Origin of the sequence: Profundicola chukchiensis, from assembly GCF_029664245.1 — a bacterium.
GTDB classification, from domain to species: Bacteria; Bacteroidota; Bacteroidia; order Flavobacteriales; family Weeksellaceae; genus Profundicola; species Profundicola chukchiensis.
Window position 1 is genome coordinate 283,240 of sequence record NZ_JANAIE010000002.1, and the last position, 18,270, is coordinate 301,509.

16 protein-coding genes, 1 tRNA gene and 1 pseudogene are annotated in these 18,270 nt (G+C 35.1%); 7 read left to right on the plus strand and 11 right to left on the minus strand.

Translation table 11 applies throughout. The annotated features are described in order from the left end of the window. Positions 1 to 228 precede the first annotated feature (228 nt). Entirely contained in the window at positions 229 to 1,206 is a 978-nt protein-coding gene (locus tag NLM59_RS03525; RefSeq protein WP_304416365.1) for a polyprenyl synthetase family protein, read from the minus strand. Between the two features lie 4 nt (positions 1,207 to 1,210). Beyond that, on the minus strand, positions 1,211 to 2,137 hold the full coding sequence (locus NLM59_RS03530) for a hypothetical protein (RefSeq protein WP_304416366.1): 927 nt from the start codon (positions 2,135 to 2,137) through the stop codon (positions 1,211 to 1,213). A gap of 154 nt (positions 2,138 to 2,291) precedes the next feature. Between NLM59_RS03530 and NLM59_RS03535 the strand changes: the two genes are divergently transcribed. Beyond that, complete coding sequence (locus NLM59_RS03535) at positions 2,292 to 2,453, plus strand: hypothetical protein (RefSeq protein WP_304416367.1); 162 nt, start codon at positions 2,292 to 2,294, stop codon at positions 2,451 to 2,453. A gap of 94 nt (positions 2,454 to 2,547) precedes the next feature. Here NLM59_RS03535 and rlmN read toward each other — a convergent pair whose 3' ends face one another. Next, the gene (gene rlmN, locus NLM59_RS03540; protein WP_407986218.1) at positions 2,548 to 3,603 is read right to left on the minus strand and encodes a 23S rRNA (adenine(2503)-C(2))-methyltransferase RlmN; all 1,056 of its coding nucleotides are present in this window, start codon (positions 3,601 to 3,603) and stop codon (positions 2,548 to 2,550) included. 97 nt (positions 3,604 to 3,700) lie between these two features. Then, positions 3,701 to 4,750, minus strand: a complete 1,050-nt coding sequence (gene queA, locus NLM59_RS03545; RefSeq protein ID WP_304416523.1) for a tRNA preQ1(34) S-adenosylmethionine ribosyltransferase-isomerase QueA — start codon at positions 4,748 to 4,750, stop codon at positions 3,701 to 3,703. Positions 4,751 to 5,270: 520 nt separating this feature from the next. On the opposite strand from queA, the gene tgt reads away from it, so the two are divergent. The 3 genes from tgt (at position 5,271) to NLM59_RS03560 (ending at position 7,802) form a co-directional block, all read left to right on the plus strand. Continuing rightward, positions 5,271 to 6,401: a tRNA guanosine(34) transglycosylase Tgt gene (tgt, locus tag NLM59_RS03550; RefSeq protein WP_304416368.1), complete on the plus strand. Its 1,131-nt coding sequence runs from the start codon at positions 5,271 to 5,273 to the stop codon at positions 6,399 to 6,401. Between the two features lie 23 nt (positions 6,402 to 6,424). After that, complete coding sequence (locus tag NLM59_RS03555; protein WP_304416369.1) at positions 6,425 to 7,495, plus strand: LptF/LptG family permease; 1,071 nt, start codon at positions 6,425 to 6,427, stop codon at positions 7,493 to 7,495. Between the two features lie 232 nt (positions 7,496 to 7,727). Further along, positions 7,728 to 7,802 (plus strand) — tRNA-Val (locus NLM59_RS03560). 174 nt (positions 7,803 to 7,976) lie between these two features. On the opposite strand, the gene NLM59_RS03565 is transcribed toward NLM59_RS03560, so the two are convergent. Continuing rightward, positions 7,977 to 9,440, minus strand: coding sequence for an SLC13 family permease (locus NLM59_RS03565; RefSeq protein ID WP_304416370.1), 1,464 nt, complete (start codon positions 9,438 to 9,440; stop codon positions 7,977 to 7,979). A gap of 115 nt (positions 9,441 to 9,555) precedes the next feature. Then, positions 9,556 to 10,185: a YiiX/YebB-like N1pC/P60 family cysteine hydrolase gene (locus NLM59_RS03570; RefSeq protein ID WP_304416371.1), complete on the minus strand. Its 630-nt coding sequence runs from the start codon at positions 10,183 to 10,185 to the stop codon at positions 9,556 to 9,558. A 145-nt stretch (positions 10,186 to 10,330) separates the two neighbouring features. On the opposite strand from NLM59_RS03570, the gene NLM59_RS03575 reads away from it, so the two are divergent. Next, positions 10,331 to 12,085, plus strand: coding sequence for an ABC transporter ATP-binding protein (locus tag NLM59_RS03575; protein ID WP_304416372.1), 1,755 nt, complete (start codon positions 10,331 to 10,333; stop codon positions 12,083 to 12,085). A gap of 48 nt (positions 12,086 to 12,133) precedes the next feature. Here NLM59_RS03575 and NLM59_RS03580 read toward each other — a convergent pair whose 3' ends face one another. The 5 genes and pseudogenes from NLM59_RS03580 to NLM59_RS03600 form a co-directional block, all read right to left on the minus strand. Then, positions 12,134 to 12,757: a thiamine diphosphokinase gene (locus NLM59_RS03580; protein ID WP_304416373.1), complete on the minus strand. Its 624-nt coding sequence runs from the start codon at positions 12,755 to 12,757 to the stop codon at positions 12,134 to 12,136. 2 nt (positions 12,758 to 12,759) lie between these two features. Next, positions 12,760 to 13,329: a cob(I)yrinic acid a,c-diamide adenosyltransferase gene (locus NLM59_RS03585; RefSeq protein WP_304416374.1), complete on the minus strand. Its 570-nt coding sequence runs from the start codon at positions 13,327 to 13,329 to the stop codon at positions 12,760 to 12,762. A gap of 120 nt (positions 13,330 to 13,449) precedes the next feature. Continuing rightward, positions 13,450 to 13,794 carry a DUF1801 domain-containing protein gene (locus NLM59_RS03590; protein WP_304416375.1) on the minus strand — a complete coding sequence of 115 codons (345 nt, stop codon included), beginning with the start codon at positions 13,792 to 13,794 and terminating at the stop codon, positions 13,450 to 13,452. Positions 13,795 to 13,802: 8 nt separating this feature from the next. Continuing rightward, the gene (gene lptB, locus NLM59_RS03595; RefSeq protein ID WP_304416524.1) at positions 13,803 to 14,531 is read right to left on the minus strand and encodes an LPS export ABC transporter ATP-binding protein; all 729 of its coding nucleotides are present in this window, start codon (positions 14,529 to 14,531) and stop codon (positions 13,803 to 13,805) included. A gap of 72 nt (positions 14,532 to 14,603) precedes the next feature. After that, positions 14,604 to 15,584 (minus strand): annotated as a pseudogene (locus NLM59_RS03600) (PLP-dependent cysteine synthase family protein); the annotation flags it as partial. A 211-nt stretch (positions 15,585 to 15,795) separates the two neighbouring features. Between NLM59_RS03600 and NLM59_RS03605 the strand changes: the two are divergent. Both NLM59_RS03605 and bshC read left to right on the plus strand, forming a co-directional pair. Further along, positions 15,796 to 16,662 (plus strand): glycerophosphodiester phosphodiesterase family protein, encoded by an 867-nt coding sequence (locus tag NLM59_RS03605; protein ID WP_304416376.1) that lies wholly within the window; start codon positions 15,796 to 15,798, stop codon positions 16,660 to 16,662. 4 nt (positions 16,663 to 16,666) lie between these two features. Then, positions 16,667 to 18,259: a bacillithiol biosynthesis cysteine-adding enzyme BshC gene (gene bshC, locus NLM59_RS03610; RefSeq protein ID WP_304416377.1), complete on the plus strand. Its 1,593-nt coding sequence runs from the start codon at positions 16,667 to 16,669 to the stop codon at positions 18,257 to 18,259. Positions 18,260 to 18,270: the final 11 nt, after the last annotated feature.

Sequence of the window (18,270 nt, forward strand, 5' to 3'; positions counted from 1 at the left end):
TTTTACAAAAATACGAGAAAAGACCTGAAGCTAAAAGTGGATATTTGGACTTTATTTTATAGTGAGCTGAGGATAAATATTTAAGGTTTAAAAGTTAATTTATCCCCTAACATTCCTTATTTAATACATATCAATAAAGCTTTCACTAAATCTTCTTTAACCTAAGAACGCAACTAACAAGTGTTCAATTAAAAAAGATTTCAAGTAAAATAAGCCCAGTATTCTAGATTAATGCTTTCTTTCTACCACATAATTTAAGAGTGTGGTAAGTGAAGTTTTAGCTTCCGAATCAGGGAATTCGTCTAAAATCCTTAGCGCCTTATCACGGTAATCATACATAGCTTGGCGTGCGTAATTCAATCCGCCATGTGACTTAACGTATTCAATTACTTCGTTTACTCGTTTCTTGTTATGATTATGTTTCTTAACGGAACGAATCAACCAACGCTTTTCCGACTTATTAGCTGTATTAATACTATAAATTAAAGGCAAAGTCATTTTTTGCTCTTTGATATCAATCCCGATTGGCTTGCCAATTATATTCGTGCTCGTATAATCGAATAAATCATCTTTAATTTGGAAGGCAATCCCCACCAATTCACCAAATCGGTTCATTTTGGCAGCCATTTCCTCAGAACAACCTACCGATCTAGCACCCGCTTCGCAACAAGCGGCAATTAAGGTTGCTGTTTTCTGACGAATAATCTCAAAATAAATTTCCTCGGTTATATCTAAATTTCTTGCCTTTTCGATTTGAAGTAATTCTCCTTCACTCATTTCTCGAATCGCAGTAGAAACCACGGTCAATAAATCGAAGTCTTTGTTTTCTGTAGCTAGCAGAACACTTTTGGAAAGCAAATAATCACCTACCAAAACAGCAATTTTATTTTGCCATAAGGCATTGATAGAGAAAAAACCTCTGCGCATATCACTATCATCTACCACGTCGTCATGCACCAAAGTCGCTGTATGAATCAACTCAATCATAGAAGCTCCTCGATAAGTTCGCTCGGTGGTTTCGCCTACAAGTTTTGCAGTTAGAAACACAAACATCGGACGCATCTGTTTTCCTTTTCTTCGAACGATGTACTGCATAATTCTGTCCAGCAAAGAAACATTGGTTTTCATTGCTCCATAGAACTTGCTCTCGAAGATTTTCATTTCTTCGGAAATAGGTGCTTTGATTTGATTTACAATTTTTGCCAAGGTCTTATTTTAGAGATATACAAGTTAAGTTTTGCTTTCTAGATTTATCCTCCCAAGTAATAGCTTCTGCAGAGTAACATACATTATCTTGATCGATAAAAGCGATTCCCTCTACCTGACCAACATCACCCGCTTCACCTAAATGAATAATTGTTTTGGGGTTGTTCAACCATTCTTTTGCCGAACTTTTGAAATCAGTTAACATCATATAGACATCGCCATCGGTAGTATAACCTACCATTCCCAAACGAGCGTATTTATCATTTAGTTCAATCACATCAGTTCCTGTTGCCAAAAACTTTAAATCATAATCCTCCACTAACCAAGCAGGCTGTTTACCTTTTACTAAATCAATGGTGTAATGTTTTGTTTTAAAACTACCCCATTCTTTGGTAAACAAATGTAATTTCTCATTAAAGTAAACCATGCTTTCTAAATCGAAATTATGATTATAAACTTGTTTAGAGTAATCTTCTTGCTCCGGGTAAAAGAATTCTATCGTATCGACAAAAACACTTTGTTCTTTTAAACTTGCATTAATATTTTTTCTAGGAAAATAATAAACCTTAAGGTCACTTCTCATTCCTAGGTTGTTACCAAAATCCCCCACAAACAAATGCTTATCACTGATCGCCATTTCTTCCCAATCTACATTGCTAGCATTACTTAGCTTAATAGTTTGAGTTATTTCAATGGGATTCTTTGATGTGAATTTATAGATTTCAGCAGCTCCACCACTATCATTAAAACCATAGAACTCATCTCCTATCTTCTCTAATCCAGAGATTTCCTCTAATTTATTGGGTAAATCATAAGAAACATAAGAATAATCAGACAGTTTTCTAGATTGTTCTTTCAGCAGAAAAGCTGGTTCACAAGAAGTGACTAGAACTAAAGCCAAAAGGGAGTAAATAAGATTTATTGTTTTCATATTTCTTTGAGAAGTACAAAAATAATCAAATTTGCGGTAGTTCAAGGCATCAAAGTTTGAGTTCTTAAAACTTGATTAAAATTAAACATGCTTTTCATAAAAAAGTCGATTAGGAATAAGAATTGCAGCGTCATTAAATAACTAATCGATTATCATGACCAAAACACTTATACTTATATTATATATACTCGGCCTAGGAATGATTTTATTAGGCTTTATGGCCGCTGATAAAATTCTACTTCCACCGATTGTAACTGGATTAGGGTTTTTCGTCATTGGATATACACAATGGCGCATTATAGAAGGAAAAGAATAATATTTAATAAAAAAAATATGCAGACTTAGTGCCTGCATATTTCTATTTTAAATTTAGACAAACGTCTTGTTTATACGTGATGATGACTTATAATTTATTCTGCTAATTTATTTTTATTAGCTAATTGCCCACAAGCAGCATCAATATCTTTACCTCTACTTCTTCTAACATTAACCACTATTCCTGCATTTTCTAAAGCAGCAATATATTTGTTAGTTGCAGATTCATGCGCTTGTTGATAGATTCCATCATCGATGGCGTTATATTCAATCAAGTTTACTTTAACAGGAACTTGCATACAGAATTTCACTAAGGCATCTATATCTTCCTTTCTATCATTGATTCCTTTCCAAATGATATATTCTAAAGTAATTCTACTTCTGGTTTTATCATACCAATATTTCAAGCTATCTAATAAATCACTCAATGGAAATTTATTACTGAAAGGCATGATTTGATTTCTTTTTTCCTCTATTGCAGAGTGTAAAGAAAGAGCCAAGCCGATTCTTAAATCTTCGTCGGCTAGTTTTTCAATCATTTTGGGCAGTCCAGATGTTGAAACTGTAATCCTCTTAGGCGACATCCCCAATCCATGTGGATGTGGAGTTGTAATTTTTCGAATTGCATCTACCACATTATTAAAGTTCAATAAAGGCTCGCCCATTCCCATAAAAACAATATTGCTCAATGGATGACCGAAATCCTCACGACTTTGTTGGTCGATTAAGGCTACTTGATCTACAATTTCTGCCGCAGTTAGGTTTCGCATTCGTTTCAATCTTGCTGTTGCACAGAAAGTACAATCCAAGCTACATCCTACTTGGGAAGAAACACATGCGGTAGTTCTAGATTCTGTTGGGATTAAAACAGACTCTACCACATTACCATCAAAGAGTTTAACGGCGTTTTTAATAGTTCCGTCCATACTCTTTTGATACTCTTCAATCGCAATTGGTTGAATCACGAAATGTTCAGACAATTTCTCGCGAAGTTCTTTAGACAAACTTGTCATTTCATCGAAGGAATGCGCGTTTTTTGTCCAAAGCCACTCATAAATCTGCTTCGCACGAAACTCTTTCTCACCTATGCTGGGCATAAATTCGATAAGTTGTTGCAAAGTCTGGGTTCGTATGTCTTTAGGTGTTTTAATCTTTATTATTTTTTAAAATTAAAAAAAGCAATCTGTGATACTTCAACAGATTGCTTTGTGATCTTTATTCAATTTGTCTCGCAATATTACAATCTGATTAGATAATCAACATTGCATCACCGTATGAGAAGAATTTATACTCTTCTTTAACAGCTTCTTTGTAAGCTTTTTTCACTAAATCGTGTCCTGCAAATGCTGAAACCATCATCATCAAGGTTGATCTTGGTGTATGGAAATTAGTAATCATGGCATTCGCAATACTAAAGTCATATGGTGGGTGAATATATTTATTCGTCCATCCGTCATATGCATTTAAATAACCGTTAGCAGAAACAGCTGTTTCAATAGCACGCATAGAAGTTGTACCTACAGCACAAATTCTCTTCTTGTCATCGATAGCGCGATTCACACGATCTGCAGTAGATTGTGGAACATTAGCACGCTCAGATTCCATTTTATGTTTGGTTAAGTCTTCTACTTCCACTGGAGCAAAAGTTCCTAAACCTACGTGTAAAGTAATTTCGGCGAAATCAACACCTTTAATTTCTAAACGTTTCATTAAATGTTTAGAGAAGTGTAAACCAGCAGTAGGTGCAGCAACAGCTCCTTCTTCTTTAGCATAAATCGTTTGGTATCTTTCGGCGTCCGTATCCTCTACTTCTCTTTTAATATATTTAGGTAAAGGAGTTGTTCCCAAAGCAGTTAGCTTAGCACGGAACTCTTCATAAGGCCCATCGTATAAAAAACGTAAAGTTCTACCACGAGAAGTTGTATTATCTACAACCTCAGCTACTAAATCATCATCGTCTCCGAAGAATAATTTATTACCAATTCTAATTTTTCTAGCTGGATCTACTAAAACATCCCAAAGGCGTGTTTCTGGATCTAGTTCTCTTAACAAGAAAACTTCAATTTTAGCTCCAGTTTTTTCTTTATTTCCGAAAAGCCTTGCTGGAAAAACCTTCGTATTATTCATGATCAACACATCTTCCTCATCGAAATAATCGATTAAATCTTTGAAAGTTTTGTGTTCAATTGTTCCAGCTTTTCGATCTAATACCATTAAACGAGCTTCGTCGCGGTATTCCGCAGGACGTTCAGCCAAAAGTTTTTCAGGTAACTTAAAATCGAAATCAGATGTTTTCATTTTCATATGCAGCTTCTTTTAAAGGCCTGCAAATATACGACTTGCAAACAGGCTTTGTCAAGTTTTTTAGGGTAAAATTTTGAAACTGTGGTATTTTAAGTCAACTTAAGGGCTTTTTTGTTGGTGATTTTAATGAATTTAGCTAAAATTTAAGGGAACCAAACCTTTTTACATTCTTTATTTCTACACACAAGTTTTTGGATTTAAGACAAATTCAATTGGAATGTTCCATCTTTTTAAATTCTAATATTCAGCCAATTGAAATATTGAGCATATTTATTTAGGTTTAAGAGAGACGAATTATATGATTAAAATGTTGTAGGCTAAGGTTCGGAGCGCGGCGCGGATTGGCAGCAGTAGCGCGCAAAGGGCGAGCTAGCAACAAAAAACGCAGTAAAAAAGCGACCTTAGAAGCTCTTTTTACAAGATTTTTTGTCTAGCTGGCACTGCGTACTACTGCAGAAAGCCGCAAATGCCGCCCTAGTAATTCTATCTAAAATTCTGTTTATATTTGCAGCCAATGAAATTCGAAATTCAAACCACAGATACGGCCTCCTCGGCAAGAGCAGGTACTTTTACAACGGCGCATGGCGATGTCCAAACGCCTATTTTTATGCCCGTAGGTACGGTGGCTAGCGTAAAAGCGGTTCATCAACATGAGCTAAAAGAGGATATTAAAGCGCAAATAATTTTAGGGAATACTTATCATTTATACTTGCGTCCGGGAACGGAGATTTTAGAAAAAGCTGGTGGACTGCATAAGTTTATGAATTGGGATCGACCGATTCTGACGGATAGTGGTGGTTTCCAGGTATATTCTTTGTCAGATATTCGCAAGGTTTCGGAAGAAGGGGTGCGTTTTCAATCGCATATTGATGGTTCTTATCATATGTTTTCGCCGGAATATTCCATGGAAATTCAGCGAAAAATTGGGGCTGATATCATTATGGCTTTTGATGAATTGACCGGAATTCCAGCGACTTATAGAGAAGCAAAAAGAGCTATGCATGTTACGCACAGATGGCTAGAGCGTTGTAGAACTTGGTTGAACGAGAATCCGCCTTTGTATGGTTATAATCAGACTTTGTTTCCGATTGTTCAAGGGAATTCTTTTGAAGATTTAAGAGTAGAATCGGCGAAATATGTTGCGGATTTTGGCGCAGATGGGAATGCTATTGGCGGATTGAGTGTTGGAGAGCCAGAGGATGTGATGTACAATATTGCTGGTTTGGTTTGTGAGATTTTGCCAAAAGATAAACCGAGATACTTGATGGGTGTTGGTACGCCATGGAATATTTTAGAGAATATTGCTTTGGGTGTTGATATGTTTGATTGTGTAATGCCAACAAGAAATGCTCGTAACGGAATGTTGTTTACGTGGAATGGCGTTATGAACATGAAAAACGCAAAGTGGAAGGATGATTTTTCGCCATTAGATGAGTCAGGAACTTCTTATGTGGATTCGGCTTACTCAAAGGCATATGTGCGACATTTATTTGTAGCTAAAGAATATTTAGGAAAACAAATTGCGTCTATTCACAATTTGGCGTTTTATTTGGACTTAGTGCGCGTAGCAAGACAGCATATTATAGCTGGAGATTTCAATCAATGGAAAGAACAAACGGTTCCTAAATTAAAGCAACGACTTTGATAAAATTACTCGATCGGTATATCATGAAGAACTTCATAGGCACTTTTGTGTTTATGACTACTCTATTGGCGTTGATTGTTTTGGTGATTGACTTGAGCCAAAAGGTGGGGAAAATTCAGGATAATGGCTCTACGATTGGAGCAGCATTGATTGATTATTATCCGTTTTTTGTTCTTTGGATTGTAAATACCTTCTTACCGATTGGAGTTTTTATTGCAGCGATTTACTTTACCTCTAGATTGACTAACAATACCGAGGTGGTAGCTATGACTTCGGGTGGAATGAGCTATTTTAGGCTTACTCGCCCATATTTGATAGTTGCTTTTGGGATTGGTGCGCTTTCTTTTGCGGTGAATCACTTTTTGTTACCCAAGGCGAACGTTTATAAAAACGACTATTACTATACTTATCTTCAACCTACGTCTAAAGAACAAGATTACTATAAAGGTCGGCCAATTTCGGCGCAGATTTCCCCTGATGAGTATATTTTCTTGCATAACTATAATCGTAGAACTTTAAACGGAAGTGGATTTATCTATCAGAAGTTTGACGGAAATGAATTAGTTTATTCGCTCCGTGCAAATGATTTAATTTGGAATCAAAAAGATTCTATCTATGCTTTGAATCATTTTTATGAGCGACACGTAAGAGCGGATGGAACAGATTCACTAACGAGTGGAAACCGAACCGAGAGAAAGTTTAGCGTCACTCCAGATGAGCTTTTGCCAGAAGGTTATGTAGCAGAAACGATGAATTCGATTGAATTAAGGAAATTCATTGAAAGAGAGAAATTCAAAGGATCTGCGAGTATTAGTGTTTATTTAAATGAGCTTTATCAACGAAGCAGTTTACCATTTTCATCGATCATTCTTACGCTTTTAGCTTTATCCTTATCATCTCAAAAGCGAAGAGGTGGAATTGGATTGAACTTAGCGATTGGAATCACGATGGCCTTTATTTACATTTTTGGTAACGAAGCCAGCAAGGTTTTATCCAATGTTGGTAACCTTACACCACTTTTAGCGGTTTGGTTATCTAATATCGTGTTTGGGTTTATCACGATTATTCTATATTTCAGAAGAGCTTTTCAATAAAATTTCTAGAATTTTAGATTTTGTAACTGATTTCAATGTTGGTTTTAGGGTCGAAAATATCTATGCAATCGATTTATTGAAAGTAAACACAGAAAAAAGTTAAAAAATTTTTCATCTCTAATTATCGACAAAATAGATAGTTACATTTTAAGGAGAAAAATAATTTAAAAATAATTTGAATTTTGTTTTGAGATTTGAAAATTGAATGTATATTTGCAATCGAATTACAAAAGGGATCATAGCTCAGTTGGTTCAGAGCATCTGCCTTACAAGCAGAGGGTCGGGGGTTCGAATCCCTCTGATCCCACAACAAGAAAGCATTTACAGACACTGTAGATGCTTTTTTTATTGGGGCTATTTTCATTGTAATAGATCAAGCTTTCCCAAAATCGAATTGCATTCTTTCTAAAACAAAAATGCGCATTGACTATATCAATACGCACTTTCAAATGAGTTATTTTTAAGTCTTTTTAAGGACTTTCTAGAAGTAACCTATCATATACAAGAAAACTACCCAAACGATTACTAGAATCGGACCTAATAAGCCAATAGTTAATCCTCCAAATCTAAAATCAGATTGTTTTAATAAACCTGTACTATATGCTATCGCATTCGGAGGTGTAGAAACTGGTAAGAATAAAGCACAAGATGCACTTACCCCAATCACCATCGCCATATAAGCTGGATTTACGCCAGGCAATATACTCGCCACCGGAATCAAGATAGTAGCAGTAGCTGTATTACTCATGATATTTGAGAAAAGTACGGTTGCAAAGGCGAAAATCGTCATCATTGCATATTCATTGAAGGTGAAGTTAGATAGCTTAGCCACAAAGAACTCAGCCAAACCACTCTCTTGAATAGCTAAACCAAGCGACAAACCACCAGCAACCAACATTAGAGTATCCCATGGAATCTCTCGAACATCGTCACCTGTGATAATTCCAATCATAGGAAAGAATATAATCGGAATCCCCGAAACGGCGGCAGATGGAATTCCATGCCAGCGCCCGGTTAACCATAACAGAACCGTAACCGCTAGTACGGCTAATACAATTCTCTTCTGAAAACGCTCCTCTAGATTGCTTGGCTCATTTTTGATTTCAACAACACTATCCACTCCCATTTCATTAAGTTTAAACTTACGCTTTAGTAGAAACCAAAATATAAGTACTAAAATCATCGCCACAGGTACACCTAAAACCATCCATTCCAAGAATCCAATTTGAATACCTCCACTTTTGGCTTTTGACATAGAATTAATCGCTTCCACTGCAATCGCGTTTGGTGGCGAACCAATAATAGTTCCCATTCCACCAATAGCAGCTGCCGAAGGGATTCCAAGCAATAAAGCTTTAGAAAGTCCATGTTCTTTTCCGAGCTTATTAATAAACGGTAAAATGGAGGCAACCATCATAGCTGTAGTCGCTGTGTTGGACATAACCATAGAAGCGACCGCGGTAGCGAGCATCATTCCAAAAAGTATTTGAGATGGCTTGCTACCTACTTTAGACATTGTTAAGGCAAATAAATCCGCATCTAAACCTGTTTTTCTTAGAGCAAGCGCCAAGAAAAACCCACCTAGCATTAACCAAATTACGGAATTAGACCAAGTTTGAATAAAGGTGGTGACATCTATATAACCTGGTTGTCCAGGAACATTGGTTTCTGCTTGACCAATGAGAAAAATCAAGAGGCCGACAATGAGAATTCCTACCGCGAAGGGCGGTATAGCTTCGGTTACCCAAAGCGTAACAGCAAAAATTAAAATAAAAAAGACATATTGCTGTATAACGCTAAATTGTTCCTCTTGGATGGTAACAAAATAAGTCAATAGAAACGCTCCAATTATACTCAGCAAAAAAAGTATAATTCTTTTTTGAGCATCTACCACACGTTGCATTCTGTTTACCAGTCTTTCCGCTGATCTTCTTGAGTCTGCCATCTTTTTAAATTCTTACACAAAGTTGGTTAATTTATTTTAAGAATTATATGAATTGTATCATTCACACTAAGCAATAAAGATAAGAAGAAGATTTATACAGCCACCTGATTTAGTGTTATTTAATCATAAATACTTTTTCAATTTTATCTGAATGAGATAAGCCATTAGGATTACAGCCTGGCAAACCTTCGGGGACTTCTACATTATGTTTATCGTAGAAAGATTTCCAATATGCATCGACTTCTTTCGTCGCTGGGTTCACAAATGTCATAGGCTCGAGCTTAAAAATATTGGATTCTCTAAAGGCGCGCTCTATAAAGTCCGAACAATAATAGGCAGTATCACTCGGAATGTATAAATAATTATAAGGTTTCCCCAACATTTGATTGGCTCTTACTAAAGCCGATGGAATTGCATTCTTATATTCGTCCTTTAATCGATAAACCACCAGTCTCCTATCCTTATGTGCTTGAATAAAATCGTTTAAACTTTGTTTAATTGAGCCTCCTTGGGTTGTTGCATGTAATACATTTACGCTACCCGCTACTTTTTCAACAATACCCATATGATCAAATGAGATATTATGTTCGTCAACCTTGGTTACTCTACTAATAGCACCCGAAAGATTTTGCTCATTAGATTCAACGAAAATCATATCACCCGACTCTAATTGTTTTACATAATGGGTTCTACAAGAAGTAATGCAAAACATTAACAACACTAAAATACCGATAATACGAATCATATATTCAGTCAATTTTAAATAGAAGGCTAATCTAAGATAAAAGAAAATTCTTAGCCAATTAGAAAGTAGATTGAAGGGTTATACCTTACTTAAAATTTCATTTCTTTGCGCAATTCTATATAATAGATGTATTTTTGCAGCTGCTATGAAAGAGTTGTTAAGTCTTAATAAGTTAATTTATAAATATAAGTGGTTACTTTTGTGGGGTGCTATTTTTGTTATTGCTACAAACTTCATCTCGGTTTATGCTATACGTTATATTGGTAAAGCGATTAACCTGATTGACGATGCATTCTCCAATACAGGCGAGCCTGCGGGCGTAAAACAACTTTTAATCTATGGTTCTATCATCATAGTTTTACCTATTATCAGTGGAATTTTAACTTTCTTTCAAAGACAAACCATTATTGTGGCATCGCGCCATATTGAGTTTGACTTGAAGAATGTTATTTACCAACACTATCAAGAACTAGATACATCATTTTATAAGAAAAATAGAACTGGAGACTTAATGAACCGTATCAGCGAGGATGTTGGATATGTTCGTATGTATTTAGGTCCTGGGATTATGTATCCAATTAACCTTATTTCATTGGCGATTATTTTGATTGTTGAAATGCTTTTCATCAATAAAACATTGACCTTATACACATTAGCTCCATTACCAATTCTTTCTGTTTTAATTTATTTTATTAGTAGTATTATTAATAGAAAAAGTAGAGAAGTTCAAGAGGAACAGTCGAATTTGTCTTCTTATGTACAAGATATTTTCTCTGGAATTCGCGTAATTAAGTCATTTAACAAGGAGGAGCAGATTAAAACTGCCTATGCTCAAAATGCTAATAATTATAAACGTAAATCGATTTCATTAGCTAATATCCAAGCATTTTTCTTTCCGATGATGCTTTTGGTGATTGGAATTAGTCAGATTTTAATTTTATATGCTGGAGGTGCAGCATATATTAATGGTGAAATTGAAGAAATTGGTACAGTTGCTCAATTCTTCATGTACTTAAATATGTTGATTTGGCCTTTTGCTTCATTAGGTTGGATTTCTATGGTGGTTCAAAGGGCTGAAGCATCGATGAAGCGAATCAATGAGTTCTTAAAAGCGACTCCAAGTGTGGTTAACACTGTTACCGAACATACACCGATTGAAGGTGCTATTAGCTTTAAGGATGTTAGCTTTACCTATGAAAATACGGGTATAAAAGCTTTAAGCAATATTACCTTTGACCTACCTGCTGGTAAGACATTAGCTATCTTGGGTAAAACTGGTTCTGGAAAAACTACTTTAGCTGAATTAATTGCCAGACTATATGATCCTACAGAAGGTGTGGTTTTAATGGATGGGAAACCTTTAGAAGAATTAAATTTAAATGATTTAAGAACACAAATTGGTTTTGTACCACAAGAAGCATTTTTATTCTCTGAAACATTAGCCTCTAATATTGCCTTTGCAGCAGATGATGCATCTAGAGAAGATATCATCAAGTTTGCTAAGAAAGCCGATGTTCACCACAATATTATTGAATTCCAAGAAGGGTATGACACCAAAGTTGGTGAGCGTGGAGTAACCTTATCTGGAGGTCAGAAACAAAGAATTTCTATCGCTCGCGCATTGATTAAAGATCCAAGAATCTTGATTTTTGATGATAGTTTATCGGCAGTGGATACAGAAACCGAAGAAAATATCCTTCAAAATATTCAGGAAGTTGCTAAACAGAAAACCATTGTGATTATTACCCACAGAGTTTCTTCTGCTAAGCATGCTGATAAAATTATTGTACTACGCGAAGGTAGAATTGCTCAAGAAGGAACCCACGAAAGTTTATTAGAACAAGGTGGAGAATATAAAGAGCTGTATGAGATGCAGCTAAATGAAGATGGTAATAATTAATACGAAGAGTAATTCGTTATTAATAATTATAATCCCATTATTTACATTTTAATGATCATCCTCTCGTTCGTAATTAGAAATAAATACTATCAGTTCACCTGATTCGTAATTAATTTCTACTACATCTTCATTGGCGTAATTACGTGTACCCATTCGTTTTCCTAATCTTAAATCTAAATCCTCAAGTGGAAATTTAAGCCCTTTAGAGTTTACTTTTATTGCTTTATGAAAAGGAACCAAGGAGATAACTCTATTTTTAACACCTTCTAATTCTATACTTTTATCAGCAAAAAAGAAAATAGAATAATCATCATAAAAAGTGATGTTCAATCTATTTTTAAAGTTAAGTGCTGTAGATAAATTTCCTAAAAAATGATCGCTCTCCTGCCCAGTAGATCCATAAACATCCACCGAATCATAACCGTGTTCTTCTATGATTTGTAAACTTTTCTCGAAGTCCGTAAAATCCTGATCAGGCCTTTCTAAAACCTCAACAAATGGAGAAATATCATCAATAGAAACTGAATCAAAATCACCAATCACATAATCTGGTCTGATTTGCTTTCCTAATAAAAAAGCATATGCACCATCGGTACAATATATCTTTTCGTAATTCGAAATATCAGGTAAGTCCTTTGGCGGCTGACCATTTATAATTAAAAGTGCTTTCATCTTTAATCTTTACTTGGAAGCCATAAAACCTCTGGTTCATTGTCCATTTTAGCCAATACTCTTGCCAAAACAAAAAAGTAATCCGACAAACGGTTCAAGTATTTTTGCAACTCCTGACGAATTTCTTCGTTCTCAGCCAATGCAACAACAATTCGCTCTGCTCTTCTACAAACCGTTCTAGCTAGGTGCGCCGAAGCTGAAGCCTTACCACCACCTGGTAGAATAAAATGAGTTAAAGGATCTAGTTGTTTCTCCCATTCATCAATCCAGCTTTCTAAGGTTTCAATATCAGACTCCTGAATCATTTGACCAATTCTCGACTTACCATTCGCTAAATATAATTTCTCTTTAGGTGTTGCTAATTCTGAACCTAAAACAAATATATTCTCCTGAATTTTAAGCAATTGTTCTTTGACTTGTTCATTGGAGTTATGAGAAGCAATGACACCGACATTCGAGTTTAATTCATCGGTAGTACCATAGGCGTCGATGCGAATGTGAGCTTTAGAAACCTTGACTCCACCGTATAAAGAAGTAGAACCTTTGTCTCCGGTTTTAGTATATATTTTCATAATTATTCAAATTTATGATAGCATAGATTTAGACTAAAATCTAATATCTAGTCTGCTAAAGTTTAAAAATAAGTAATTGAATCTAATTCGCCTAAGTTTTGGCTTTAATTAACCAGAGATTTATAGAGCATTTAATCTTTTCACGGCAGCGGAAACATGATTATGTATAAAGTCTGATTCTAATTCATCATCCTTTCTAAATCTAAGTAAATGAAAACCTTTGATATCTTTTGGAACTTTTAAAAGTTCATCCTCATTCAAATCATTCTTGAACCAAACTGAAAACATATCCTTATAAGCTCTAAATCCTAAGATTTGAGTATCGTTTAAACTATAAATTGGTTCGCCGTAATCCATATCGCCGTCTAAACCATAAGCTAAGAGAATTTGATGAAGCTGCGTAAGCTCCTCCTCCAAATAAGCATGAGTTTGGATATAATCCTCTATGGTGATTGGCGTAATCATTGGCGATTTTAATATTTTTCGAACCTAAAGTTCTCTCCTAAATAAACCTGACGAACCACTGGGTCATCTGCTAATTCTTCTGGCGTACCTTCTTTTAGTATCTTGCCTTCGAACATAATATAGGTCTTATCCGTAATCGCCAAAGTCTGCTGTACGTTGTGGTCGGTGATTAAAATCCCAATATTTCTTTTCACAAGAGAACGAACAATTTTCTGAATATCCTCCACAGCAATCGGGTCAACTCCTGCAAAAGGCTCATCTAGTAAAATGAATTTTGGATCAACGGCTAAAGCTCTCGCAATTTCGGTCCTACGTCTTTCTCCCCCCGAAAGTAAGTCACCTCGGTTGGTTCTTACATGTTCTAAACTAAATTCTTCTATAAGAGAGTCTCTTCGAATTCTACGTTCCTTTTTTGATAATTTAGTCATCTCGAGCACCGCCATAATATTATCTTCTACAGATAATTTTCTAAAAATAGATGCTTCTTGCGCTAAATATCCAATCCCTTTTTGCGCACGTTTGTACATGGCATTTTTGGTGATGTCATCTTTGTCTAGATAAACCTTACCAACTGTTGGCTTCACCAAACCTACAATCATATAGAATGTCGTCGTTTTCCCAGCTCCATTGGGCCCGAGAAGACCGATAATCTGACCTTGCTCTACCTCAATAGAAACGTCTTTTACAACACGTTTCTTTCCATACATTTTAACTAGGTTTTCACCTCTTAGAGTCAGTTTTTCTTGCGACATTCTATATGTGTTAATTGCTATTTAATTTTAATAATAAACTTAATAAAAGCTGATTTATTCTTCAATAAATCCTTGCTCTGCCATCCATTTATCATTAAAAAACTTACCTACATATCTTGTACCAGAATCATGGAATAATACTACCACAACATCGTCTGGACCAAATTCATCTTTTAATTGTAATAATCCTTTAATGGCTGCTCCAGCAGAATTACCCATAAACAGCCCTTCTTCAATCGCCAATTTTCTGGTATAAATTGCGGCATCCTTGTCCGTAACTTTTTCAAACCCGTCAATTACATCAAAATTTACGTTTTTAGGTAAGATATCCTCGCCAATTCCTTCTGTAATATAAGGATAAATTTCGTTTTCGTCGAAGATTCCTGTCTCGTGATATTTCTTAAAAACCGAGCCATAGGTATCAATTCCCCAAATCTTGATATTAGGATTTTGCTCTTTTAAATATTTTCCTACCCCTGAAATTGTTCCACCCGTTCCAACACCTACCACAAAATGGGTAATCTTTCCATCGGTTTGTTCCCAGATTTCTGGTCCTGTACTTTCGTAATGCGCTTTCGCATTCGAAGGATTATCATATTGATTTACATACCATGCATTCGGCGTTTCTTCGGCCAATCTTTTAGAAACAGAATAATAAGAACGTGGGTCTTCAGGTTCCACTGCCGTTGGACAAACTACCACCTCTGCCCCCACAGCACGCAAAATATCAATTTTCTCCTGCGATTGTTTGTCAGCGATGACACAAATTAATTTATATCCTTTCACAATGGCGGCCAATGCCAGCCCCATTCCCGTATTTCCGGAAGTACCTTCTATAATGGTTCCTCCAGGTTTTAACAAGCCTTGCGCTTCAGCATCTTCAATCATTTTAACGGCCATTCTATCTTTTACAGAATTTCCTGGATTAAAGGTTTCAACCTTAGCAAGACAAAGACTTGGTAAATCTTTAGTTATCTTATTTAGTTTAACCAAAGGCGTGTTACCAATAGTTTCTAATATATTTTCGGCGTATTGCATAATCTTAATTATGCTGCAAATTTAATTTAAATTAACAGACTGCAATAATTATAATTGAAATAGAGATTTGACCTTCTATCTTTTTTACATCTAATTCTAGATTAAAGGTATTTCCACTAAAATGAGCATAATTAATTTACAACAAAGCAAAATCTGATTATTTAGATTTAAAAATTTAATATTCTATCTTTGTTTGCTAAGTCAAAATGATATGAATTTTAAAGCTTTCCATCTCTTACTATTGATTTTCGTATTGTTTTCATGTAAAAATGCTCCAGAAAATTACTTAGAGACAAATACACAAACTGCTCAAGAAGATTATTTTCACACCACTACCGAAACATTGGTTTCAGCGCACCGTGGTGGAAGTGGCATTAAAAACTATCCTGAAAACGCTTTAGAAACGATTCAATATTTACACAAACAAGGTATAAGTGTTTTTGAAATTGATTTATTTCAAACCTCAGATAGAGAGATTATGTTATTTCATGATAATCACTTGGAAAGAACAACCACTGGAAATGGTTCTTTGAAAGGAAAATCTGCATCAGATTTATTAAAATTGAACTTAGTAGATGATTTTGGGAATGAAACTTCCTATAAAATTCCTTATTTAAAAGATGTTTTAGCTTGGGCAAAGGGGAAAAACGCCTATTTAATGCTGGATTTTAAAGATAGCGCCAAATATGAAGATGTCATTGATTTAGTTCGAGAGATGGATATGCAAGACCAATGTGTATTGATTAGTTACAGCACAGGCCAAGCGAAGAAACAACATCGATTAGCTCCAGAAATGATGATTTCGGTTTCGGCAAGAAACGAAAAAGAGTTAAATTGGATTTTAGAAACAGAAATACCGACGGACAAAATGATTGCCTTTACAGGTACTAAACTTTCTCCGCCAGCTTTATATAAGAGATTAAATGAATTAAAAATTCCTGCTATCTTGGGAACTTTAGGTAACTTAGACGGAAGAGCAGCAGCTAATAAAGAGCATTTATATAAAGAATGGGCAGATATGGGGGTTCAAATTATCGCCACCGATCGTCCGTTGGATGCTTACAAAGCCTTGAAGTAATTTTATGATAAAAATAGATTTCGAACATACGGGAGTTTCAGCTTTAATTAAGGATTATTTAAAGCAAAAAGAGGTTTTAAAACCTTTTTATTCCTTATTTCCAACGGAAGAAAACTATGCTATTCAAGCCGACAAAAAACTGAAAGAATATCAGCATAGAGATGTGCTTCATTCAGTATTAAGTCAACAAATGGATAGACTTGAATTAAGTGAAAAACAACAAGAAAATTTAGCTTTACTCAAGGACAGCAATACAGCAACTGTAACCACTGGGCATCAGTTGAATTTACTCACCGGGCCTTTATACTTTATTTATAAGATTCTTCATGTTGTCAAAATTTGTGAGGATTTAAATCAAAAAGATTCTAAAATCAATTATGTTCCCATTTATTGGATGGCGACAGAAGATCATGACTTTGATGAAATCAATCATTTTTATGATTATCGTGGCAAAGTTGAATATAATGCAGAAAACGGTGGTTTCGTAGGCGATATTTCAACTAAAAGCACAGAAGAAAGTTTACAGAAATTTATTGATTCATTCGGAGATTCAGCTTTTGAAAATAAATTAAAGGAAATCATTCAAACAGCTTATTTCCAACAGCACGACTTAGCGACAGCTACAAGAATTTTGGTGCATGAGCTATTAGGCGATTATGGAATCTTGATTTTAGATGCTAATGACGCTGAACTTAAAAAATGTATGATTCCTTATTTTGAAAAGGAATTATTTAACAATGAAGCTCAAAACTTTGTTCAACAGACCAATGAAGCTTTAAGTTCTTATAAAAATCAAGCCTACGCGAGAGAAATCAATCTCTTCTATTTAGAAAATAATCAGCGCGAACGCATCGAAAAAACAGCTCATGGTTTTACTTTGGTTGATTCACTAAAGGAATTTAGCCCAGAAGAATTTAAACAAGAATTACATTCGCATCCTGAGAAATTCAGTCCAAATGTAATTTTAAGACCCATGTATCAAGAAGTAATTTTACCAAATGTCGCCTATATTGGTGGCGGAGGTGAAATCGCTTATTGGCTACAATTAAAATCAGCATTTGAAAATTATGGAATTCTATTCCCGATGTTGGTAGTTAGAAATTCTATGCTTTTGGTTCCAAATGCGTACAAGCATAAGGCAGAAAAATATGATTTACTGTCAGAAAAAATGTTTGTTACCGCTTCTAGCTTTAAAAATAAATTCACTGAACATCAATCTGATTTATTTAAGGAATTAGAAGATGTGAAATTAAGTTTAGAAAAGAATTTCGAAAGCTTAGAGGAATTAGCAGAAAAAACAACTTCATCTTTTGGCTCGATGGTTGAAGCACAAATGAAAAAGCAAATGAAAGGCTATGATAGTATGCACAAGCGATTATTAAAAGCTGAGAAAAAGCGCTTTGAAACAGAAATCAAAAAAATCGATGAGGTTTATGACTTCTTCTTCCCAAGAAACAATTGGCAGGAACGCGTTATCAACTTTAGCGAATTTTATACAAAAAACGGACAAGATCTATTTTCGAAAATATACGATGGCTTAGATGCCTTCAATTCAAGCTTCAATATTGTAATTTTGGATAGTATAGCGAAAAAATAATTGTATTTTTG